Consider the following 23,092-nt stretch of genomic DNA (forward strand, 5'->3'; position numbering starts at 1 on the left):
CTAAAAGCTGGGAGTAGGTGGCTTGGCAAAAGATCGGAGCTGGGTTTTGGTATTTCGCCTCCCCCTTTGATAAAGGGGGAATGAGGGGGATTTGGTGGCTTGGTTTGGTGCGGCAAATCCCCCCCTGCCCCCCTTTGCAAAAGGGGGGTTCTGTAGTGGCTTTGTGAAAGGGGAGGTGAGGTGCTGGCTTTGCTAAAAGCTGGGAGTAGGTGGCTTGGCAAAAGATCGGAGCGGGGTTTTGGTATTTCGCCTCCCCCTTTGAAAAAGGGAGAGCGAGGGGGATTTGGTGACTTCGGTTTGATGCGGCAAATCCCCCCTACCCCCCCTTTATGAAAGGGGGGTGAGTAAGTGGCTCTACCAGAGATCGGAGCAAGGTTCTGGCATTTCGCATCCCCCTTTGAAAAAGGGGGATGAGGGGGATTTGGTGGCTTGGGTTCGGTGTGGCAAATCCCCCCTGCCCCCCTTTGCAAAAGGGGGGTGAGGTGGTGGCTTTGCTAAAAGGTGAGTAGGCGGTTCGGCCAAAGATCGGAGCAGGTTTAAGGCCGGATATAATACGCGGACACCCAGAAGAAAAAAGCCAGAACGCTACCCGTCCACAGCAGATAACCCCAGCGTCGAAACCGCTTGGCCAGCGCGGTTTGATCATCTGCCGAGATGATATAGGGGCGCCTGCTTTGAGGGTTTGCGCTCATCAGGTGTGTTTGTTGGGGGCGTTCCAGTTCCCGTACCTGCTGTGCCTGAATTTGCTGGCGTGCGGCTTCCCGCGCCTGATCCCACTCTTTGGAATCGATGGAGCCATTGCGATCCAGATCGAATGTTTTCATCTTTTGCGGATCGTTCTTCCACGCTCTGAGCAGCGAGGCAACCGACTCGTTCTCAACCACATAAGGATCGTGGGTAATGGTTTTGAACCAGCCCAGAACGTACAGATTGCGATGCGGCAGCAGGAGTTTTTCGGTGTAGCGGTAATCGCCGAAAAATTGCCCGCCCACGCTGTTGGTCAACCCGCTTGGTCGCTCGGTATTGCCGTACCATTGGCGTCGCATGTTGGGGCGAATGCTGGCCGATTCGGGATCAACCAGGCATTCGCCGGTTTCATCTTCTACCGCAATCAGGTTATCGCTTTCATGCTGATAAATGCGCCGCCAGTTAGAACGCTTGGAATCGCCGAAACTTTGCTCCCGGTGCTCAACGGACACCCAGTACCAGACACATGCCGTGCCGGTCAGTGGCGAAACAAGAGGCGAGGCATCGATATTTTTGGTGATGCCTTCAATCTCAATATAACCTTGATGCGCCGAGACAATTTTCGATGTGGGCGTATTGATGATCCAGTAGGTGCGGCGAACAAACCAGATACCCGCCAACAAGGTGATCAGCGTCAGCAGAATCAACCCGAACAACAGAAAATGGTAGCCGTTGTCGTCAAGGGAACCCACCCAGTGGGCGTACCAAGTCATCAAACCAATCTCGTTTATTGATTGAACAGCGTCTTGAGATCCGTATCCTTGATTTCATCTTCGCGGAAGGTGAGCAACTTGAACGGACGGAAACGGAACAACTGGGCGATCAGCACGTCGGGGAATTGTTCGATGCGCACATTGTTGAGATTGACGGACGCGTTATAGAACTCACGCCGATCGGCAATCATGTTCTCCAACCCGGTGATTCGTTGCTGCAAGTGTTGGAAGCTCGTGTTGGCCTTGAGATCGGGATAAGCCTCGGCCACCGCGTAAAAATCCATCAATCCTGCGCGTAACTGCCCTTCGGCCATACCCAGCGCCTCCATGTCGCCACGTTCCTGCGCGCTGCGCACAGCCGAACGGGCACGCATAACCTTCTCCAGCGTTTCTTGCTCGTACTTCATGTACTGCTTGGCGGTTTCAACCAGTTTGGGCAGCTCATCGTGCCGCTGCTTGAGCAGCACATCAATGTTCGACCAGGCTTGTGACACGTTGTGCTTCAGCACCACGAGGCCGTTATACATGATGATCGCCCAGATCACGATCACGGCGACCAGGAACAACAAAACCGAAATTGTGACACCCATGATATTTGCTCCCTTAAATCCCAATCTTGCTACTTATATTAAACACGCCATCGGCGCCTGAAATCGCCAAAAAAAACCCGACCAATGAGGCCGGGTTTTTTTGTTTTGCTCCGCGGCTCCGTCGCAGATCGATCTTATCAGATATCGATGTTGACGGCGGACAAGGCGAATTTCTCAATGAAATCACGGCGGGGTTCAACCAGATCACCCATCAAAATCGTGAAGATTTCATCCGAGGCAATGGCATCCTCGATACGAACTTGCAGCAGGCGACGGGTTTCCGGGTTCATGGTGGTTTCCCACAACTGATCCGGATTCATCTCGCCCAGGCCTTTGTAGCGCTGAATGCCCAAACCGCGCCGCCCTTCCTGCATCAGCCAGTCAATCGCCTGTTCGAAATGGGTAATCGGCGCGCTCTTTTCGCCGCGCAATACACGCGCATCTTCACCGATCAAGCCTTCGAGTTGAGAAGCCAGTTCGCCCAACACGCGGTAATCTGCGGTCGAAAAGAAAGCAGCAGGCAGGAATGTTTCATGTGAAACACCGTGCTGGCTGCGAACAATCTGAATGCCGGTCACGCCCTCTGTTGTTTTGGCAAACCCGGATTCGTAGTGCACACCGTGATCGGCAAACTGATTCATCGACTCGGTGAAGCGACCCAACCAAACCTGGAACGCTTCACCATCTTCGGTGACTTCGGCAGAGGTCATTTTCGGTAGATGCAAAATGGCTTTCAGCGCGGAAGGATCGTATCGGTGCGACAGACGATCGATCACGGCCTGTGCAACCAGATACTCACGTGCCATGGATTCCAGCGCGGGGCCGGAGATCAGCGGTGCTTCAGCATTCACCTGCAGCGCGGCACCATCGACCGCCAATTGCAAAAGATACTGGTTCAGTGCCAGGTCATCTTTGAGGTACTGCTCCTGCTTGCCCTTTTTGACCTTGTACAACGGCGGCTGGGCAATATAAATATGCCCACGCTCGACGAGTTCTTTCATTTGGCGATAGAAGAACGTCAGCAGCAGGGTGCGGATGTGACTGCCATCGACGTCCGCATCGGTCATGATGATGATGCGGTGGTAACGCAGTTTGTCCGGGTTGAAGTCCTCCCGACCGATACCGCAGCCGAGCGCGGTGATCAGAGTACCGACTTCGGCCGATGAGAGCATTTTGTCGAAACGCGCCTTTTCCACGTTCAGAATCTTGCCTTTGAGCGGCAGAATCGCCTGCGTGCGGCGATCGCGCCCCTGCTTGGCGGAACCGCCCGCCGAGTCCCCTTCCACCAGATAGATTTCAGACAGCGCCGGGTCCTTTTCCTGGCAATCGGCGAGCTTGCCGGGCAAGCCGGCGATATCGAGCGCGCCCTTACGACGCGTCATTTCACGCGCACGACGCGCGGCTTCGCGGGCACGTGCTGCCTCGATGATCTTGTTGGTGATGAGCTGGGCTTCCTGCGGATTTTCTTCCAAAAATTCCGCCAGCCGCTCGGAAGTCAGCGATTCAACCGCCGACTTGACCTCGGATGACACCAGCTTTTCTTTGGTTTGTGAGGAGAACTTGGGATCGGGTACTTTCACCGAAATCACCGCGACCAGACCTTCGCGCCAGTCTTCGCCCGAGGTGGAAACCTTGGCTTTTTTCAAAATGCCGGAACGATCCATATAGTCGTTCAGGGTGCGCGTCAATGCCGCCCGGAAGCCCGTCAAATGCGTGCCGCCATCGCGTTGCGGGATGTTGTTGGTGTAGCAGAACAGGTTTTCCTGATAGGAGTCGTTCCACTGCAAGGCCAGTTCGACCAGTACCGCGTCTTTCTGTCCCGAGAAGCTCAAAACATTCTTGTGAATAACGGTTTTGCCCTTGTTCAGATGCTCCACGAAGGCACGAATACCGCCTTCGTAGTAGAACGTGTCGGAACGCCCTGAAATTTCGTCGTTCAGGAATACCCGAATGCCGGAATTGAGAAAGGATAGCTCGCGCAGGCGCTTGGCCAGGATGTCGTAATGGAAAACGACATCCGTGAAAATTGTCGGGCTGGGCAGGAACCGGATTGAGGTACCCGATTTGTCCGTCGCACCAACTTCGGCCAGGGGCGCCTGTGGTACACCCAGACGATACGACTGGTGGTACGCATGGCCGCCGCGATAGATATCCAGCTCCAACTCATCGGAAAGCGCATTGACGACCGACACACCCACGCCATGCAAGCCGCCGGATACCTTGTAGCTGTTCTGGTCGAATTTGCCGCCCGCATGCAGCACGGTCATGATGACTTCCGCCGCCGACACGCCTTCTTCGGCGTGGATGTCTACCGGGATGCCCCGGCCATTATCCGTTACCGAAACCGAGCCATCGGTGTGCATGGTGACGGTGACGGTATCGCAATGCCCGGCCAGCGCCTCATCGACCGCGTTATCCACCACCTCGAACACCATGTGGTGCAGGCCGCTGCCGTCGTCCGTATCGCCGATGTACATGCCGGGGCGTTTGCGAACGGCATCCAGACCTTTGAGGACTTTGATACTGGTTGAGTCGTACGTCTTGTTATCGCTCATGAGAGGGCTTCCAGAAACATAGAAAATGGGCAGAAAATGGGGCGAGCAAGCCGATGTCGGCGCTTTGCAAGCCAAGCAGGGCTGCCGGATATTTTTGCTCGTAAAGCGACAGGGCAACCCTCGTTTTATCGGGACACAACACCCTTCCAGCAAAGCCGGATCGCCCTGGCCCTAGCAGCCTGTCGGACTTTAGGGAAATCGGCTGCTAGACAATCGCAGGATTATACCACGGCTGAGATTTGCCCGGCATCCAGCCTGAAAACCGCATCGAATGGGAAATCGATCTGCTGTCGATCGATTGCGGAAATAAAGACCTGATGCCCCATATTCGACAAATAGCTCAACAGGGTAGAAGAATGACGGGCATCGAACTCGGACATGAAATCGTCGAATAACAATACGGCCCGCTTGCCGCGTTGCGCCTGCCATATCTGTGCCGTGGCCAGCGTCAATGCCGCGGTAAACAACTTGATTTGCCCACGAGAGGCGGTGGACTTGAACGAGTAGTCGTTCAGTGTGAACAGAATATCCGCTCGTTGCGGGCCGATCAGGGTCTGCCCCATTTCCCGATCCCGCTCGCGGTTGCGGGCAAGCGCTTCAGATAACTCCAAGCCGGATTTGTGCCCGGGGTGGAACTGAATATCCACGGACAGATGGGGCGCCAGGGCCTCAAAAACCTGGGGCAGCACCGATTCGAGCAAATCGAGCGCAGCCACCCGCTGCTCGTTGAGCCGCTCGCCAAATTGCACGAACAATGGATCCCAGGTATCTGTAGATTGCCCCGTGCGTAATGCGGCATTGCGCTGCTTGAGCACGCGCGCAAATTGGGCGTATACGGGAACGAAATCGGCAAACAGGTAAAACGCCATGCGATCGATGAACTTGCGGCGAAACTCCGGCCCGGCCAAAACCAGATCGTCCGATTGCGCATGCAGTGCCAGCACGGGCAGGTGCGCTACAAACAGACTGGCCCGCGGCACCTCTTCTCGACCCAATCGCAAACGAAACTGATCCTTGCAGCGCTCAAGTGCCATGAAAAAATCATGATCGTCCTGATGCACACCCGCGCGCACCACCGCGCATCCCCGATCACGATCCGGGTTACGAGCGATCAGATCATTATGCGTTTGCGTCCGAAAGGATTTGAGCGAGCTGAGATAGTAAATGGCCTCAAGCACACTCGTTTTACCGGCGCCATTATCACCCACCAGAAGATTGAACCCCGCAGAAAGCGGGCAGTCGGTCATCGTCAGGTTTCTGAAATGGCTAATCGAGAGGGACGTAAGATGGGTCAAAGCTTCATTGGCATCAGAACATACTTGCTATCGATGTCGCCGGTCATAACGGGTTTGATCAGCACGCTGGACTCGGGGGCCTCGAGTTCCATGCAGACTTCCTCGGATTCGATAACCGCCAGAATGTTCAAAAGGTAGTTGATATTGAACGATATTTTCAGGTTGCCCGCATCGTAGCCGACGGACATGGTTTCCTTGGACGATTCATGTTCCGCGTTGCTTGATTCGATCATCAAGCGCCCTGGGCTCAGGTGGAAATATGCCCCCGAGAACCGTTCGTTGGACAAGATGCTGGCGCGCTGCAACACCTGTTTGAGTTCCGTTTTCGACACGATCAGTATCTTGCTGTTCGCCTGCGGTATCACGCGCGAATAGTCCGGATATTTGCCGTCGATCAATTTGCTGATCAGGTAATTTTCACCGATCAAAAGTTCGATCTGGTTATCGCGGAATGCCAGCGAAACCTCGTCGTCGCTATCGCGATCCAGTGCCTTGAGCATTTCCGAAACCATTTTTCGCGGCACGATGACCTGACGGTTGTTCTCCGTCAGTCGTTCATCGCTCAGATGGGCATAAGCCAGACGATGACCGTCCGTGGCGACCGCTGTCATTTGTCCGGGTTTGACTTCAAGCAACAGGCCATTGAGAAAGTAGCGCACGTCCTGCTGTGCCATCGAAAACTGGGTTTTATCGATCAGCGCGTAGAGATTCTTTTGGGTGATGGACACGGTCGATTGAGTCGCGGCATCGATGGTCATTTGCGGGAAGCTTTCTGCCTCGATCGAGGCCAAGCGGAACACGCCGGTGCCGATATCGATTTCCAGCCAGCCATCGGTTTGCGTCAAGGCGATCTTGGCGTCCTGAGACGCGGATTTGACGATGTCTGCCAGCTTACGGGCATTGACTGTGGTTGCCCCCGGGGCGTGCATCTGAACGTCAACAGAGGTACGCAGTTGAATTTCCAGGTCCGTCGCCACCAGCGTCAGGCGACCGTCGGCCACTTCGAGCAACAGGTTGCTCAAAATCTGCATGGTCTGGCGTTTTTCGACCCCGCCGATCACCTGATTGATGGCACTGCTGAATCGATCTCGATCAACGGCAAACTGCATAATGGCTGTCCTCAAAAAAATGGTGCGCGCGGGGAAGGCCCCGGTCAGGGGAAAGTCCGACGCATCTTATATATTTAATGTGTGTCTCAACAAGTTGTAATCGTCACTGAGCTTGGGCTCGATCTCGCGCAATTCTTCGATTTTCTTGCAGGCATGGATCACCGTGGTGTGATCCCGCCCGCCAAAGGCCTCGCCAATTTCCGGCAGACTATGGTTCGTGAGTTCCTTGGCCAGGCTCATCGCCACTTGTCGCGGGCGGGCGATGGAACGGGAACGACGGGTCCCGGTCAGATCGGTCAACTTAAGGTTGTAGTATTTCGCCACCGTGCGCTGGATATTTTCAAGCGTAATCAATTTCGCCTGCGCTGCGATTTGGTCTTTGAGTGCTTCCTTGGTCGATTCCACCGTAATGGGGCGCCCCGTAAACTGCGCGGTCGCAATCACGCGCCGCAACGCGCCTTCGAGTTCGCGAATGTTCGCCCGGACGCGTTTGGCGATAAAAAAGGCCACATCGGTACTAAGCGAGATTTGCGACTGCTCGGCCTTGCTCTGCAAGATCGCTACGCGCGTTTCCAGATCGGGCGGCTCGACTGCTACGGTCAACCCCCATCCAAAACGAGATTTCAAGCGCTCTTCGAGGCCTTCGATTTCCTTGGGATAGCGATCGCAGGTCATGATGATTTGCTGACCCTGCTCAATCAGTGCATTGAATGTGTGAAAGAACTCTTCCTGACTGCGATTTTTCCCCGCGAAGAACTGAATGTCGTCAATCAACAAGGCATTCACCGAACGATAGAAATTCTTGAATTCCTCGATCGTGTTGTTCTTGATGGAACTGACCATCTGCTGCACATAACGCTCACTGTGCAGATAAACCACCCTGGCATCGGGCGAACGCTCCAGAATCGCGTTACCGACGGCCTGCATCAAGTGGGTTTTCCCCAGCCCCACGCCACCGTAGATAAAAAGCGGGTTATAACCCACGCCCGGATTCTGGGCGACCTGCTGCGAGGCCGCGCGCGCCAACTGGTTCGATTTCCCTTCGACGAAATTATCGAAATTGAATTTTTTGTTGATGTGGCTAACGAATTCCTTGGAACCGGTATCTGATTCGGCCAAATCCACAGGCTGCTCGACACGCGGCGCAACGCCCGAGGGCGATGTGCCGGACTTCGATGACAGGGTTGCGGCTGCGGGCACATCGACAGGCTGCTCGGAAGGCACGCTGCCCACTTGCAGACCAAGCTGCAAATCCGGACGTTCGAGCAAGATCTGCGCCTGTTCGAGGATTTTCGACTTGTATTGCTGCGCGACCATGTCCATGACAAAACGATTCGGCGCCCACAGGATCAGATGATTTTCCGTCTTCAACTCTGCTTGCAGCGGTCTGATCCACATATTGATCTGCTGAACGGGCAGATCTTCGGACAACCGATCAATGCATTGCTGCCACAGTTCTGATGTGATGGTCGACATAGGGGGTAAAACGAGCCTGCAGGAAAGAGGGCAGTGTATCACCGACCCCTACTGAATCGCAGTATCCCCGGAACAAGAATTCAAACCGCCACCACGCGCTACCGGCACACGTAAAACCCGCAAACCCCTTGGTTCAAAGCGCATTTTTGATTGACAACGCGGCTTTTTTTCAGTCTAATGCTCGGCCTTTTGGCTTGTGTTGCTTTTGCGGGCAGTTTGCCCGCCCTGGCGGACGAGAACGCCACACTGCGACACAAGTAGATAAATTTACAGGAATTTTCGCCATGAAAAGAACGTACCAACCCAGTATTATCCATCGTGCCCGCACACACGGTTTCCGTGCTCGTATGGCTACCCGTGGTGGCCGTGCGGTCATCAACGCGCGCCGTGCCAAGGGCCGTAAGCGTTTAGCCGTTTAACCGACCGTCTCGATTAACCGAACCACGATGGCCTCCTCGCCAAAACGGTTTGGTTTTCCTGTTGATGTTCGCCTTCGTCGCCCTGACGAGTACAAGCGAACACTCACGTCGGGTAAGCGCGTTCATTGCGAACTGCTGATGGCTGTGGTCACCCCGAACCTAACCACCTCCCCTCGGTTGGGTCTGGCCATCGCCAAGCGTCAAGTGCGTCTGGCGCATGAACGCAACCGGGTCAAACGAATCGCTCGTGACTACTTTCGCCGTCATCTGGCCGAATGGCCATCGTTTGATTGTGTCGTCATGGCCAAAGCCGGTATCGAAAACGTATCCAACCCCGAATTACAGATCATGATGAAACAGCTATTCGACAAGGTGGCCGCGCGATGCGTTGGCTCCTGATTCGGCTGGTCCGGTTTTATCAGATTTTCATCAGCCCGTTTTTCCCGCCGAGCTGCCGATTCGAGCCGACCTGTTCCCAGTATGCGATCGAGGCCATTCAAACCCATGGCGCGCTTAAGGGCGGCTGGATGGCGTTGAGGCGCATCGGGCGCTGCAATCCATTTTGCGAAGGCGGGTTCGATCCTGTACCTGAAGCCAAATCCGGATCAAAAGTCAGCGCGCCACGCAGATGTCACGATCATCCTGTAAACTACGGCACGCCTGATGCCGACAAGGAACCGATGCCGGTTTCATCTGTCGATCATTCCCCGGAAGACGCGGATAATTGCGCGCGCCCCAGTAAAAAGAACCTGGGGCATAACCCGGGGCATAACGTTACTAACCCACCTAATTGATTGAGTCTTAAAGATGGATAATCGCCGCCTGATTTTGGTCGTTGCTCTTGGTTTTGTTTTGATTTCGCTCTGGCAAGCCTGGACGCGCGACCAATCGCAATCAGCCCAACAGGCGGCGGCCACCACACAGAATGCGGCCATTCCAGGTAGCCCGGCAGAATCAACTGCTGCCAAAGACATACCGGCATCTGTAGCACCTACAGCCAGCGGCCAGACTCAAGGCACCGTACCCGGTACCCCGGAGACCAAATCCAGCGCCAGCAATAACGCGCAAACCATTACCGTCAAAACCGACGTACTGGCGCTGAAAATCAGCCTGCAAGGCGGCGTGATCAATGAAGCGGATCTACTCAAATATCCTCAAGAACAGGACAAGGCCGACCCCGTCAGACTGCTGACGGACAGCAATGGCTTCGTCTATGTGGCGCAATCCGGTTTGGTCGGCGCGAAGGGTGCACCGGCGCCGGACCACTATGCCCAATACACCGCCCCGCAAATGGAATATACGCTGACTCCGGGGGAAAATGAGTTACGCATTCCGCTTTCCTGGGAAAAGGACGGCATCAAGATCACCAAGTGGATCATCGTCAAACGCGGTGATTACACGGTTCGGGTCGAATACAAGATCGAAAACACCAGCCAAACGCCTTGGGCCGCCAGCCAATATCGCCAGTTGACGCGGCTGGGTACCACGCCGGGCACGCAACTGGTTCACACCTATACCGGCACGGTTTACGCGGGTGATGTACCCGGCACGAAAGATCGCTTGGCCTATGAAAAGATTCCGTTTGAGGAAATGCTGAAAACCAAGCTTTCGAAGGATTTGAGCAATGGCTGGGTGGCCATCATCCAGCACTACTTCATGAGTGCCTGGGTGCCGAGCGATCGCCAGCAGGTCAACCATTTCTACACGCTCGTGTCGGACAAGAACAATCAGACCCTGTACACCATCGGCATGAGCTCGCCGGTCACGACCATTCCGGCCGGTGGCTCGGGTGAATTGTCGTCCACGCTTTATGTCGGCCCGAAGATTCAGTCGAATCTCGCTCCGCTCGCACAAGGCCTGAACCTGACGATCGATTTCGGTATTTTCACTGTCATCGCCGATCCGATCTTCTGGCTGCTCAAGTTCTTCCACGAATGGGTCGGCAACTGGGGCTGGTCGATCGTACTGGTGACGCTGGTCATTAAACTTTTCTTCCTCTGGCCTTCGGCCATCAGCTATCGCTCCATGGCGAAAATGCGTGCCGTCACGCCGAAGATGAAGGCGCTCAAGGAAAAATTCGGCGAAGACAGACAAAAGCTTTCTCAGGAAATGATGAAGCTCTACCAGCGGGAGAAAATCAATCCGCTGGGTGGTTGTCTGCCCATCGTGATTCAGATCCCGGTCTTCATTTCACTGTACTGGGTATTGGCCGAATCGGTTGAATTGCGCCAGGCTCCGTGGATTTTGTGGATTCATGACCTGTCGCAGAAGGATCCGTATTTCGTGCTGCCGTTGCTCATGGGTATTTCCATGTTCATCCAGCAGAAACTCAACCCGGCGCCGGTTGACCCGATGCAACAGAAAATCTTTGCCTGGTTACCGGTCATCTTTACCGTCTTCTTCTCGTTCTTCCCGGCAGGTCTGGTGCTGTACTGGTTCGTGAACAACCTGCTCTCTATTGCGCAGCAGTACCTCATCACGCGCAAAATCGAGAAGCAGATGGCACTGATCAAGTCCGAGTAACGCCTCGGGCGTGCTCATGCATTCGCCACAGGACACCATTGCCGCCATTGCCACTGCCCCCGGACGTGGCGGTGTCGGCATTATTCGTTTATCCGGCACGCAAGCGCACGCGATTGCCGAACGAATCGTCACGACCTTGCCGCCCATTCGCTATGCGCGGCACGTCCCATTCAAACACCCCGATACCGGCGCGCACATTGATGACGGGCTTTGCCTCGTATTTTCGGCACCGCATTCGTACACCGGCGAAGATGTGGTCGAGTTGCAAGGCCACGGTGGCCCGGTCGTACTCGATCATCTGCTGCAACTGATACTGCAACTGGGCGCGCGACTGGCCCGTCCGGGTGAATTCACCGAGCGCGCCTTTCTCAATGGACGAATGGATCTGGCACAGGCTGAAGCCGTCGCCGATTTGATCGATGCCGGTAGCCAGGCCGCCGCACAGGCAGCAAGTCAGGCCCTGCAAGGCGTGTTTTCCGAACGGGTTCATCGCGTCACACAGCAGCTGATTGCATTGCGCATGTACATCGAATCAGCCCTTGATTTTCCCGAAGAAGAAATTGATTTTCTCTCCGACGCCCGCCTCATTGCGCAGTCAAAGCAACTGGTCGATGACATCGGCGATCTGCTTTCAGAAACACAGCAAGGCGTACTTCTGCGCGAGGGCATGCGCGTGGCGATCGTCGGCCAGCCTAATGCCGGAAAATCGAGTCTGCTGAATCAATTGGCCGGTGATGACCGTGCCATCGTGACCGACATTCCCGGCACCACGCGCGATGTATTGCGTGCCGAAATTCAGATCGATGGCCTGCCCGTCCATATCATCGACACCGCCGGTTTGCGTGACAGTGACGACCCGATTGAGCGTGAAGGCATTCGCCGCGCCTGGCTGGAAGTGGAACAGGCCGATGCGGTGCTGTTTCTCCAGGACGACCACCGCAACAACCCGGATGAAGATGAAAAGATCCGGGCCATGCTGCCGAGCAAGCACACGATTGGCGTATTCAACAAAATCGACCTGACCGGTCGTCCAGCCGGATTCGATCAGGAAAAAACCCATTTGGGCATCAGTGCGAAAACCGGCGCGGGCATCAAGGAACTCCGCGCGCATCTCAAACAAATCATGGGCTATCAGTCCACGGAAGGCGGGCAGTTCATCGCCCGAAGAAGACACCTGGATGCCTTGCTCGGTGCGCAAAAAGAGATCATTTCTGCCCACGATGCCTTGACGACCCAATCCGCCGGAGAACTGGCAGCAGAATCGCTCCGTCGAGCCCAACTGGCCCTGGATGAAATCACCGGCAAGTTCACCGCAGATGATCTGCTCGGTGAAATTTTCAGCAGTTTCTGCATTGGCAAATAAAGCAGGATGTCCTCAAAGTGAAAGCTGCGAATAAGCTGGGTGTAACTCGGGAAAACAAAGTTATCCACAAAACATAAAATTTCATCCACAACAGAACCGTCAATCCATACCTGAGTTACAAGACCGGTAACCCGTTTGAATCCATGAAGAATTTGCCCTTGACCCCGATATACTGCATCACTAATCATCATCACTAACAACAGAACTAAAACATTCTTGAATTATTCAGACGTAACACAACGACCCAAACCATGAAAAATACCGAACAAGAACCCATTCGTTTGACTCAATACAGCCACGGTGCCGGTTGTGGCTGCAAGATATCTCCCGCCCTACTGGATGAAATCCTGCATACCAGCACCATTGAAAAAACCCATTTCAGCCAGCTCATCGTCGGTAACGATTCCAAGGACGATGCCGCCGTCATGGACTTAGGCGACGGTACCGGCATCATCAGCACCACCGATTTTTTCATGCCCATCGTCGATGATCCGTTCACCTTCGGTCGAATTGCTGCAACCAACGCTATCAGCGACATCTATGCGATGGGTGGACAACCCCTGATGGCGATTGCCATTTTCGGCTGGCCCATCGATAAACTATCCGCCGAAATCGCCTCGCAGGTGATCGACGGGGGGAAACAAGCCTGTCACGATGCCGGCATCCCACTGGCCGGTGGACATTCAATCGATGCGCCGGAACCCATTTTCGGTTTGGCCGTAACCGGTCGCGTTGCACTCGATCACCTCAAGCGAAACGATCAGGCCCAGGTGGGGGATTACCTCTTTTTAACCAAACCATTGGGTATCGGCATTTTGACCACCGCGCAAAAATCCGGTGTCCTGCGCGATGAAGATAGCAATACGGCACCTGATTTGATGTGTCAGCTCAACAAGATTGGCTATGAACTCGGTCAAATGAGTGACGTGCATGCGATGACGGATGTCACCGGTTTTGGCCTTGGCGGACATCTGCTGGAAATGTGTCAGGGTAGTGAAACATCTGCTGTGATCGATCTGGCACGGGTACCGAAAATCAGGAATGTCGATGTCTATCTGAAGGAAAAACAGACACCAGGCGGCACGCATCGCAATTTTGCCAGCTACGGAAAACACCTCGCAAAAATGACGGACGAGGAAAAGGCCATCGTCTGCGATCCGCAAACATCCGGCGGATTGCTCATCAGCGTGGCACAAACCGCTGTGAATGAAGTTCGTGCATTGCTTCAGGCCCAAGGGATACATGCCGAACCCATCGGTCGAATGGTTGCCGCCGAGCCAAACGAAAAGACCATCCGCTTCGGCTCGTTCTGATGGTGGAATCTGCACCCAAGGAAACCGATCTGAAGCGGGTTTTGCTGGAAAACATACCGCTGCTTGATGTGCGCGCGCCGGTTGAATTCAACGCAGGCGCTTTTCCTGAATCGACCAATATTCCGCTCTTGACGGACGAGGAACGACACCTCATCGGTATCCGTTACAAGACACAAGGACAGGACGCTGCCATTGCCCTGGGTTACGCGCTGGTGGATGAGCAGCAGAAGCAACAGCGCATTGCCAAATGGGCAGAATTTTTTCAAACACACCCGAATGGCATGCTTTATTGCTTTCGTGGCGGCCTGAGATCACGCCTGACGCAACGCATGCTCATGGATGAGGCCGGTATCACGGTTCCCAGAATCGTTGGCGGATACAAGGCCATGCGCCGTTTTCTGCTGGATCGGCTTCAAGCCGATGCGGTGCAGGCGAAATTGGTTGTTCTGGGTGGTCGAACCGGTACCGGAAAAACCGTGTTGCTGAATCAATGCGAACGCTTTGTCGATCTGGAAGGGATTGCCCATCACAAGGGCTCGGCGTTCGGACAGGAACTGGAAGCACAACCGCCGCAAATCAGCATCGATAACGAGATCGCCATTGCCTTGATGAGAAATCGGGTGGCCAGGCCGGATGCACCGATCATGCTGGAAGACGAAGGATCAAAGATCGGTGCGCGCAGCGTTCCCCCACCGTTATGGGAAGCCATGCAAAAGGCGCCATTGGTGGTTTTGCACACACCCGTCGAAAAACGGATCGAGCAGGTATTCGAGGATTACATCACCAGCCGGTATCAAAAACTCATTCGGATGTACGGCCGCGAACAGGCCGAAGAAACACTGAAAACGAACATTCTGCAATCGCTGGACAGCATAAAGAAACGATTGGGACTTTCGCGGCATAAGGATTTGTCCGCCCTGGCGCTCACGGGATTGAATCATTATTTCGCATCGGGCGATAAACTCGGCATCGAATCACTGATCGAGCAATTGCTGATCGGTTACTACGACCCGATGTACGACTATCAAATCAACAAGAAAAAACACCGTATCGTTTTTCAGGGCACTGAAACCGAAATTCGAGACTGGTGGTTTTCAACATGTGACCTATGAACAACAACGAATCAGAACATTCCGTATCGATTCTGGGTGGAAAAGACAAACTGTTCGACACACCTGAAAAACCGGGGCCATTCTGTTTCAATCAGGAAGTGGCCGCCGTTTTTCCGGACATGATCAAACGATCAGTGCCCGGATACGAATTCACCTTGGATCTGATCAAAGATGTCACGCGTTTGCTCGTGCGGGAAAACAGCAGAATCTACGATTTGGGTTGTTCGCTCGGCGCAATCACCCTGGCCTTGAGAAGTGGCGTTCTGGCGTCGGGTATCGATGCCGATTCCGTAACGATTCATGCCATCGACTCATCGCAAGCCATGATTTCCCGGGCGGAAGAACATATTGGTTCGTTTCAGGCCAGCGTGCCGATTGTTCTGCATTGCGGGGACATTACAACGCATGAGTATCGTCATGCCTCGCTGATCGTGCTGGCCTACACCCTGCAATTTATCGAACCGGAAAAACGGCTGGATCTGCTGAAAAAAATCCATGCGGGATTGAATCCCGGCGGCGGGCTGATTCTGGTTGAGAAAATTCACGATGAAGACGAGGCATTGCAAGGCATCAGCACGGAATTGCACCATGAGTTCAAGCGGCGAAACGGTTATTCCGAACTGGAAATCGCCCAAAAAAGACAGGCACTGGAAAACGTCCTGAGAACAGAAACCGAGCAAGCGCACATAAAACGTTTCCGCGAAGCCGGATTTAGCAAAACCATCCTACTTGGCAAACACTACGCTTTTGCCTCATGGCTGGCGATTAAATAGAAAAAATGGAACCGAACACGATCAAAGGCCGATTTCTGGCAATGGCGTCAACGACGATGGGCGCCCATGGGGATGCCGACGGCGACAAGGCAGCGTTTTCCCAATGGTTAATTGCGCACGCTGCGCGATTCGATGACATCAATCACGGGCACTGGGAAGAATGGAGTCAGGTCGTCGCGCAGTTGCCCGCTATTCCTGCTGAACGGGTCGTGACACTGGATCAGCCGGTGGTTTCGGTTCGTGCATCCGATGTTGAGTCCGAAAACAGGAAAGTGGTAAAGGAATCCCTAGAGCGGCAACTTCGCCAATTGTCACCCTGGCGCAAAGGACCGTTTTCACTGTATGACGTGTTTATCGACACAGAATGGCGTTCGGATTTCAAATGGCAACGACTGCAAGCGCATATCAGTCCGCTCGATGGCAAAAAAATTCTGGATGTGGGCACCGGCAGCGGGTATCACCTCTGGCGGATGTTGGGCGATGGTGCAGCAATCGCGGTGGGCGTTGAGCCGACCTTGAGTTTTGTTGCCCAGTTCTACGCGGTGGCGCATCTTCTGGGCGAACGTCGGGCCGTGATCATTCCCACGACACTGGAAAACTTAAGCCGCGCGCCGTTGTTCGATACCGTGTTTTCGATGGGCGTGCTCTATCATCGCCGAAACCCGCTCGGGCATATTCAGGAACTGGCCGAATGCCTGAAGCCGGGCGGGGAACTGGTTCTGGAAACGCTGGTGATTGAAGGCGATGCGCAGCAGGTATTAACCCCAACCGATCGCTACGCGGGCATGCGCAATATATGGTTCATTCCCAGCGTGCCCTTGCTCTGCGTTTGGCTGGCCCGTCTGGGGTTCGAATCGATTCGGCTCGTCAATCAGGAATCGACCAGTCTCGATGAACAGCGCGCCACGGATTGGACCGATTTCAAACCATCCTTGGCCGATTTTCTCGATCCGGTGGATCGTTCCAAAACGATCGAAGGCTACCCGGCGCCGCTGCGGGCGATTTTGACTGCCAAAAAGGTCAACCGATCCTGAATAAGCGATCCAAATTGCGGTACCCCATTGCCTCGCTCAGGCAAGCCGTATCGATTTGCGGTTTGCCATCCAGATCGGCAATCGTCCGGGCTACCTTCAAAATCCGGTTTCGGGCGCGGCCGGATAGTTTGAGTTTTTCAATGGCCTGATTCAGGAAAAGCTGATTTTTTTCATCGAGTTCAGCCACGCTGCCCAGTTCACTCGAAGACAACCGTGCATTGGGCTTATTCTGCCGTTGCAACATGACCGCTCTTGCTTCGGTGACGCGCGCGCGGACCTCGGCAGATGTTTCTTCAGCAGCAACCGAAGTGAATTCTGTGGCGGGAACTCTTGGAATTTCCAGATGCATGTCGATACGGTCCAGCAGCGGCCCGGAAAGTTTTGCCCGATAACGTTGCGCTGCGACAGAATCGATTTCCACCCCTTGCGGCGATGGATTCATGGCGGCAATCAATTGAAATTCTGCGGGGAATTCCGCTTGCTGCGCCGCGCGAGAAATCGTGATTTTGCCGTTTTCCAGCGGTTCACGCAGGGCTTCGAGCACCTTGCGATCAAACTCCGGTAACTCATCGAGGAACAAAACCCCAAAATGCGCCAGTGAAATTTCGCCGGGTTTCGGGTTGGAGCCACCACCGATCAAGGCCACCGATGAGGCGGAGTGATGTGGATTTCTGAACTGCCGCAGGCCAAAACGTTCCGGCGTGAACCCCTGACTTGAAATCGAGGCAATCCGCGCCGATTCAATGGCTTCGCTTTCGGTCATGGGCGGAAGAATGCCGGGCATTCGTTGCGCCAACATACTCTTGCCTGCGCCGGGCGGGCCGATCAGCAGTAGATTGTGCTGGCCTGCGGCGGCAATCGCCAGAGCGCGTTTGGCCCTGGGTTGGCCGCGCACCTCGGATAAATCGCCATCCAAAGCCGGATCAATCGGTTCCAACGGGCGCGGCACGATGTCATCGAGATTTTTCTGACCCGCCAAATGCGCCACAACGGCCGTTAAATGATGGGCCGTCAGGGCGTGAATATCCTTGATGACCGAGACTTCATCCCCGCAGGTTTTGGGTAAAACAAGGATACGTCGTGCATCACGTGTGGCAATGGCAGCAGAAAGCGATCCGTTAATCGGTCGAATGCCGCCATCGAGGGATAACTCGCCCAAGAATTCATAGTGTTTGAGTTGCTGTAATGCCGTTTCGGCATCTTTGCCGGGAATTTGACCCGTTACGGCCAAAATGGCGATGGCAATCGCCAGATCAAACCGGGCGCTCTCCTTGGGCAAATCGGCGGGTGCCAGATTGATGGTGAGCCGCTTGGGTGGAAATTCAAATCCGGAAGATAAAATCGCGGCACGCACGCGATCCCGGCTTTCGCGGACCGCCGTTTCAGCAAGCCCCACCAGTGTGATTGCAGGCAAGCCATTGGTGACATGCGCTTCGACCGTCACCAACGGCGCATCAATACCAACTTGTGCTCGGCTGTAAACTTTGGCGATGGACATGACTTTCCTTGTCTTGATCGAACCCGCCTTAGGTTGGCGCGTTGAGAAAATCAGTTGAACGAATCGGGCAAGAACGCTCGCTGTTTCAGGAAAGGGGAGCGTGGATTATTCGCTTTGCGCGTCGTTATTCAGTGCAGCTTCCAGAGCGGCTACGCGCTGTTCGAGCGCTTCGAGTTTCGACCGTGTCCGCGCCAGAACCTGCGTTTGAATATCGAACTCATCACGCGTCACCAGCTCCATCTTCTGGAACGCATTCATCACGGCCTGGCGAATGGTTTTATCCATCTCCGTCTTGGTTTGGCGCAGACTTTCCGGCAGAGCCTGTTCAATGCGTTGAGACAGTTCTTCGATGGTGTGTGCAATAGACATAAGAATAACCTCCTGTGTGGATGGTTGGATTCTTGGGGATTATCGCCCGACATGCAAGCCGCGATTTTGGACTACTTTAATCCGTTGCTGCTCTTGTTGAAGCACCAAATTAAAGCAAAAAATCCTATTTCCGAGGTTATTAAAACAAAGAACTATTGAATATCAAATAAATATACATTTGGTATGGTTTTTGTTAACGCTTGAGTCTAATGAATTCCATAGTGGAAGAGGATGTGTGGCTGTGAAGGTTCGTTGAACTCAGAGCATTGATTCAAGCAGGGAGACTCTCAGCTCTTGCGGCGCACAAGATCAGTTATCTGATTCAGGAATCGCTTCGGCGAAAATACACGGGCGTCGAGCTCAAGGACGACAGCGATACCTTGTCATTGCCCGCTCTGGATCAGGAAAAAACTCTGCTGATGCCCTCGTCCGATTGATGCAAGAGCGGCTGGTTGCTGATGGTTACTTTTCGCCCGCTGTAACCTCAAGCGGCAAGGCGAGCGTTTCCTTGACCTCTTCCATCACGATGTAACTCTTCGACTCCTGAGCGCCGGGCAAGGCCAACAGGATTTCACCGAGCAGTTTCCGGTAATCGGACATCTTCGATATCCGCGCCTTGATCAGGTAATCGAACTCACCGGAAACGAGATGACATTCCAGAATGCTGGGCAGCTTGATGATCTCCCGTTTGAAGTTTTCGAACATCACACCGGATTTCGCCGAGAGCTTGATCTCCACGAATACCAGCAGCGATAACGCCAGCGCCTGAGGATCAAGCCGGGCGTGGTATCCGAGAATGACGCCCTCCTTTTCCAGGCGTTTGATTCGCTCGCCACAGGGCGTGACGGACAGACCGACCTGTTCGGCCAGATCGGTGACCGAGATGCGGGCATCCTGTTGCAGGATGTCCAGAATCTTGCGGTCGATTTTGTCCAGCTCTCGAACCGAATGGGTGCGTATGCGCATGGGCCGTGCCTTCTTTGGGTGCAATTCAAATTTTCGGAAAAATATGCATATTTTTTTAGAAAATATAGTTTTTTGTTCGTTAAATAGCCATATATACAGATATTCGTTTTTCACGAGACCAATAGAATTTCATCTGTTCTTGCTTTGAAGTTCTGGAGGTGGGCGATGCGGGTCATAGTGCTTGGAAGTGGTGTGGTGGGTGTCACCAGCGCCTATTATCTGGCGCGCATGGGTTTCGATGTGACCGTGGTTGATCGAGAGCCCAGTGCCGCCATGGAAACCAGCTTTGCCAATGCCGGTCAGGTTTCGCCGGGTTACTCCGCGCCCTGGGCCGCGCCGGGTATCCCGTTGAAGGCAGCCAAATGGTTGTTCCAGCGCCATGCGCCTTTGTCCATTCGTCCCGATGGTTCCCTGTTTCAGTTGCAGTGGATGGGCAAGATGCTGCGTAACTGCACCGCCGAACGTTATGCCATCAACAAGTCGCGCATGGTTCGCCTGGCCGAACACAGCCGGGATTGTCTGCGTGATCTGCGCAATGAAACGGGTATTTTCTACGAGCAGCGAACCCAGGGAACCTTGCAGGTGTTTCGTACCCAGAAGCAACTCGACGCGGTGAGCAAGGACATCGCTGTTCTCGAAGAATGTGGCGTGTCTTACGAACTGCTGGATCGGTCCGGTTGCGTCGGCGCGGAACCCGCACTGGGCCTTGTCAGTGAAAAAATCGTCGGCGGCTTGCGTTTGCCGGGCGATGAAACCGGCGACTGTCAGATGTTCACGACCGCGCTTGAAGCGAAGGCCCGCAAGCTGGGCGTCAGGTTTCGCTACAACTTCCCGATTTCACGGCTCCTCAAAACGAATAACCGGATCACCGGGGTCGAGTCGCCCCAAGGCGAGCGGATCGAAGGCGATCAGTTCGTGGTTGCCTTGGGCAGCTACTCGCGCCAGCTGCTGAAATCGTTGAACATCGATATTCCTGTCTATCCGGTCAAGGGCTATTCACTGACGGTACCGATTGCCAATGCCGATGCCGCGCCGGTTTCCACCATCATGGACGAAACCTACAAGGTCGCGATCACACGTTTTGACAATCGTATCCGTCTGGGCGGCATGGCCGAGTTGGCGGGGTTCGATCTTGGCCTCAACCCACGCCGTCGCGAAACGCTGGAAATGGTGGTTGGCGATCTGTTCCCGCAGGGCGGAAATGTCCAGGACGCCACGTTCTGGACCGGATTGCGCCCCATGACACCGGATGGCACCCCCATTATCGGGGCGACCGGCTACGACAATTTGTGGCTCAACACCGGTCACGGCACATTGGGCTGGACGATGTCCTGCGGGTCGGCTCAAGTTTTAGCCGATCTGCTGGCCGGTCGACCCACAGCAATTGCAGCCGACGATCTGGGATTGTCTCGTTATGGTGGAAAGCAGGCCGCTCGTGCGAAGACAGTGCAGCTTGCGTCGGAATCTCACGCGCCGGAATCCCATGCGGTAGGCCCATAAGGTTTAGGATCGCAAATTCATGAGTCGCCCGCTCGTCGCCCGCATCCGCTTGGATGCGTTTCGTCATAACTATCGTCTGGCTAAAGCGGCGCATGGCGGTCGTGCCTTGGCCGTGGTGAAGGCCAATGCCTATGGTCATGGCGCCGTCGAATGCGCACGTGCCATTGCCGATGAGGCCGATGGCTTTGCGGTCGCCATGATCGAAGAAGCACTGAGCTTGCGTGCGGCGGGTATCACCGCCCCCATCCTGCTGCTCGAAGGATTTTTTGAGGCATCGGAATTGCTCGACATCCAGGTTTACGATCTCTGGATCGTGGTGCATCAGCGCTGGCAGGTCGATGACCTGTTGGCAGCGCATCTGACCCGCCCGATTACGGTCTGGCTGAAAATGGACAGCGGCATGCATCGGGTGGGCATCGCGCCGGATCAGTATCGGGCAACTTACGAGCGCTTGAAAGCGCATCCTGCTATTGCACAAATTGTGTTGATGAGTCATTTTGCTCGCGCGGATGAGCCCGAGTCTCGGCATATGCTGCAGCAGGTCGAAACGTTTCATGCTGCCACGATGGGCATAGACGCGCCGGTCAGCCTGTCCAATTCCGCCGCGATACTGGGTTGGTCTGGTGCACATGCCGATTGGGCCCGGCCGGGTATCATGTTGTACGGCGCCGATCCGTTCGTCGGCAAGGCGGGCGCGTCGATAGCCGAGCGTCTGCGTCCGGTGATGCAGCTTGAGGGCGCGGTGATTTCTGTACGCGTCATCTCGTATGGGGAGCCGCTGGGGTATGGTGGCGCGTTTGTGGCAGAGCGACCGACCCGCGTCGGCGTCGTCTCCTGCGGTTATGCGGATGGTTATCCCCGAACGGCTCCGACCGGCACACCGGTCGCTGTGGACGGTCAATTGACCCGGCTGATCGGTCGGGTGTCCATGGACATGCTGACGGTCGACCTGACTCATATCCCGCAGGCGGATGTGGGTAGCCGGGTAGAATTATGGGGCGACCAGGTACCGGTAAACGAGGTGGCCTCTCGTGCCGGCACCATCGCCTATGAATTGTTATGTCACGTTAAACGGGCCCGATTCGAGTATTCGGGCCAATCCCATTGATCAGGAGACAAAGTATGAAGCAAATCCAGACGTCAAATGCACCGGCCGCGATCGGTCCTTATTCGCAGGCGATTGCCGTCGGCACGATGCTATTCACCTCGGGGCAAATCCCGTTGCGTGCCGATGGCACGCTGGTTGAGGGCGATATCAAAGTGCAAACCCGGCAGGTGTTCGACAATCTGCGTGCGGTGATCGAGGCGGCGGGCGGCACGCTGTCCAAAGTGGCTAAAACCACGGTGTTCCTCAAGGATATGCAGGATTTTGTGGCGATGAACGAAGTGTACGAGGCCGAGTTCGGCGGGCACCGTCCCGCCCGTTCCGCCGTGCAGGTTGCCCGTCTGCCGCGCGATGTGCGGGTGGAAATTGAAGCCATTGTCTCACTGGCGTGATCAAGGCACGGCAGGTAGTCGTGGCACGAATCGATCAAAGGCTTCATGGGCTGACGCCCACCTTATGCTCAATTTTGAATGACGAGCGTCGCAATGCTGCAAGGCCGCCAATCCCTGTGCCCGAAGAAATGCGGCCTTGTGCGGATCGACCCGAGGTAGCTTCTTATGACCCAGCAGCACCCCATCGACTGGGGAACGGTGGCCACGCTCAATGTAGTCTCGATATTCTCGCAACTGGGG

At 54.8% G+C, this 23,092-nt stretch carries 22 protein-coding genes and 1 pseudogene; 13 read left to right on the forward strand and 10 right to left on the reverse strand.

Annotation, left to right across the window (positions count from 1 at the left end):
- Positions 1-536: 536 nt before the first annotated feature.
- The 6 genes from PHD44_RS03245 to dnaA form a co-directional block, all read right to left on the reverse strand.
- Positions 537-1,460 (reverse strand): GIDE domain-containing protein, encoded by a 924-nt coding sequence (locus PHD44_RS03245; protein WP_300188012.1) that lies wholly within the window; start codon positions 1,458-1,460, stop codon positions 537-539.
- Positions 1,461-1,474: 14 nt separating this feature from the next.
- The gene (locus PHD44_RS03250; protein ID WP_300188014.1) at positions 1,475-2,050 is read right to left on the reverse strand and encodes a LemA family protein; all 576 of its coding nucleotides are present in this window, start codon (positions 2,048-2,050) and stop codon (positions 1,475-1,477) included.
- A gap of 137 nt (positions 2,051-2,187) precedes the next feature.
- Positions 2,188-4,605 carry a DNA topoisomerase (ATP-hydrolyzing) subunit B gene (gyrB, locus tag PHD44_RS03255; protein ID WP_300188016.1) on the reverse strand — a complete coding sequence of 806 codons (2,418 nt, stop codon included), beginning with the start codon at positions 4,603-4,605 and terminating at the stop codon, positions 2,188-2,190.
- Between the two features lie 221 nt (positions 4,606-4,826).
- The gene (locus tag PHD44_RS03260) at positions 4,827-5,900 is read right to left on the reverse strand and encodes a DNA replication/repair protein RecF (RefSeq protein WP_300188018.1); all 1,074 of its coding nucleotides are present in this window, start codon (positions 5,898-5,900) and stop codon (positions 4,827-4,829) included.
- Entirely contained in the window at positions 5,897-7,009 is a 1,113-nt protein-coding gene (dnaN, locus tag PHD44_RS03265) for a DNA polymerase III subunit beta (RefSeq protein ID WP_300188020.1), read from the reverse strand. Before dnaN ends, PHD44_RS03260 begins: the two co-directional genes overlap by 4 nt.
- 66 nt (positions 7,010-7,075) lie before the next feature.
- Positions 7,076-8,485 carry a chromosomal replication initiator protein DnaA gene (gene dnaA / locus PHD44_RS03270; protein ID WP_300188022.1) on the reverse strand — a complete coding sequence of 470 codons (1,410 nt, stop codon included), beginning with the start codon at positions 8,483-8,485 and terminating at the stop codon, positions 7,076-7,078.
- A 284-nt stretch (positions 8,486-8,769) separates the two neighbouring features.
- On the opposite strand from dnaA, the gene rpmH reads away from it, so the two are divergent.
- The 9 genes and pseudogenes from rpmH to cmoB all read left to right on the forward strand — a co-directional run bounded on the left by rpmH (position 8,770) and on the right by cmoB (position 17,022).
- Positions 8,770-8,904: a 50S ribosomal protein L34 gene (gene rpmH, locus PHD44_RS03275; RefSeq protein WP_012825254.1), complete on the forward strand. Its 135-nt coding sequence runs from the start codon at positions 8,770-8,772 to the stop codon at positions 8,902-8,904.
- Positions 8,905-8,931: 27 nt separating this feature from the next.
- Positions 8,932-9,303, forward strand: coding sequence for a ribonuclease P protein component (gene rnpA, locus PHD44_RS03280; protein ID WP_300188024.1), 372 nt, complete (start codon positions 8,932-8,934; stop codon positions 9,301-9,303).
- Positions 9,288-9,500, forward strand: a pseudogene (yidD, locus tag PHD44_RS03285) (membrane protein insertion efficiency factor YidD); the annotation flags it as partial. The gene rnpA and the pseudogene yidD, both read left to right, overlap by 16 nt.
- A gap of 211 nt (positions 9,501-9,711) precedes the next feature.
- Complete coding sequence (gene yidC / locus PHD44_RS03290; protein WP_300188026.1) at positions 9,712-11,427, forward strand: membrane protein insertase YidC; 1,716 nt, start codon at positions 9,712-9,714, stop codon at positions 11,425-11,427.
- 16 nt (positions 11,428-11,443) lie between these two features.
- Complete coding sequence (gene mnmE / locus PHD44_RS03295) at positions 11,444-12,790, forward strand: tRNA uridine-5-carboxymethylaminomethyl(34) synthesis GTPase MnmE (RefSeq protein WP_300188028.1); 1,347 nt, start codon at positions 11,444-11,446, stop codon at positions 12,788-12,790.
- Between the two features lie 251 nt (positions 12,791-13,041).
- Complete coding sequence (selD, locus tag PHD44_RS03300; protein ID WP_300188029.1) at positions 13,042-14,103, forward strand: selenide, water dikinase SelD; 1,062 nt, start codon at positions 13,042-13,044, stop codon at positions 14,101-14,103.
- Entirely contained in the window at positions 14,103-15,215 is a 1,113-nt protein-coding gene (gene mnmH / locus PHD44_RS03305) for a tRNA 2-selenouridine(34) synthase MnmH (RefSeq protein WP_300188031.1), read from the forward strand. The genes selD and mnmH overlap by 1 nt, the downstream gene beginning before the upstream one ends.
- Entirely contained in the window at positions 15,212-15,988 is a 777-nt protein-coding gene (gene cmoA, locus PHD44_RS03310; RefSeq protein WP_300188033.1) for a carboxy-S-adenosyl-L-methionine synthase CmoA, read from the forward strand. The genes mnmH and cmoA overlap by 4 nt, the downstream gene beginning before the upstream one ends.
- Positions 15,989-15,993: 5 nt before the next feature.
- Entirely contained in the window at positions 15,994-17,022 is a 1,029-nt protein-coding gene (cmoB, locus tag PHD44_RS03315) for a tRNA 5-methoxyuridine(34)/uridine 5-oxyacetic acid(34) synthase CmoB (RefSeq protein ID WP_300188035.1), read from the forward strand.
- Here the strand turns inward: cmoB and PHD44_RS03320 are convergent.
- Together PHD44_RS03320 and PHD44_RS03325 are read right to left on the reverse strand one after the other, a co-directional pair.
- Entirely contained in the window at positions 17,009-18,520 is a 1,512-nt protein-coding gene (locus PHD44_RS03320) for a YifB family Mg chelatase-like AAA ATPase (RefSeq protein WP_300188037.1), read from the reverse strand. The genes cmoB and PHD44_RS03320 overlap by 14 nt on opposite strands.
- A gap of 105 nt (positions 18,521-18,625) precedes the next feature.
- Positions 18,626-18,889, reverse strand: coding sequence for an accessory factor UbiK family protein (locus tag PHD44_RS03325; RefSeq protein ID WP_300188039.1), 264 nt, complete (start codon positions 18,887-18,889; stop codon positions 18,626-18,628).
- A gap of 266 nt (positions 18,890-19,155) precedes the next feature.
- Between PHD44_RS03325 and PHD44_RS03330 the strand changes: the two genes are divergently transcribed.
- The gene (locus tag PHD44_RS03330; RefSeq protein ID WP_300188041.1) at positions 19,156-19,326 is read left to right on the forward strand and encodes a hypothetical protein; all 171 of its coding nucleotides are present in this window, start codon (positions 19,156-19,158) and stop codon (positions 19,324-19,326) included.
- Between the two features lie 25 nt (positions 19,327-19,351).
- Here PHD44_RS03330 and PHD44_RS03335 read toward each other — a convergent pair whose 3' ends face one another.
- Positions 19,352-19,855 carry a winged helix-turn-helix transcriptional regulator gene (locus PHD44_RS03335; protein WP_298217475.1) on the reverse strand — a complete coding sequence of 168 codons (504 nt, stop codon included), beginning with the start codon at positions 19,853-19,855 and terminating at the stop codon, positions 19,352-19,354.
- A 165-nt stretch (positions 19,856-20,020) separates the two neighbouring features.
- On the opposite strand from PHD44_RS03335, the gene PHD44_RS03340 reads away from it, so the two are divergent.
- From PHD44_RS03340 to PHD44_RS03350, 3 genes are read left to right on the forward strand one after another with little or no spacing between them, the layout of a single operon-like run.
- On the forward strand, positions 20,021-21,355 hold the full coding sequence (locus PHD44_RS03340; protein WP_300188043.1) for a D-amino acid dehydrogenase: 1,335 nt from the start codon (positions 20,021-20,023) through the stop codon (positions 21,353-21,355).
- A gap of 19 nt (positions 21,356-21,374) precedes the next feature.
- Entirely contained in the window at positions 21,375-22,463 is a 1,089-nt protein-coding gene (gene alr, locus PHD44_RS03345) for an alanine racemase (protein WP_300188045.1), read from the forward strand.
- A gap of 14 nt (positions 22,464-22,477) precedes the next feature.
- A complete protein-coding gene (locus PHD44_RS03350; protein WP_300188047.1) occupies positions 22,478-22,852 on the forward strand; it encodes a RidA family protein in 375 nt (124 codons plus the stop codon).
- On the opposite strand, the gene PHD44_RS03355 is transcribed toward PHD44_RS03350, so the two are convergent.
- Positions 22,853-23,092, reverse strand: a 240-nt coding sequence (locus PHD44_RS03355; protein WP_300188049.1) for a hypothetical protein, incomplete at its 5' end; no start/stop codon positions are given.

Source organism: Halothiobacillus sp. (assembly GCF_028710545.1).
Classification (GTDB): Bacteria; Pseudomonadota; Gammaproteobacteria; order Halothiobacillales; family Halothiobacillaceae; genus Halothiobacillus.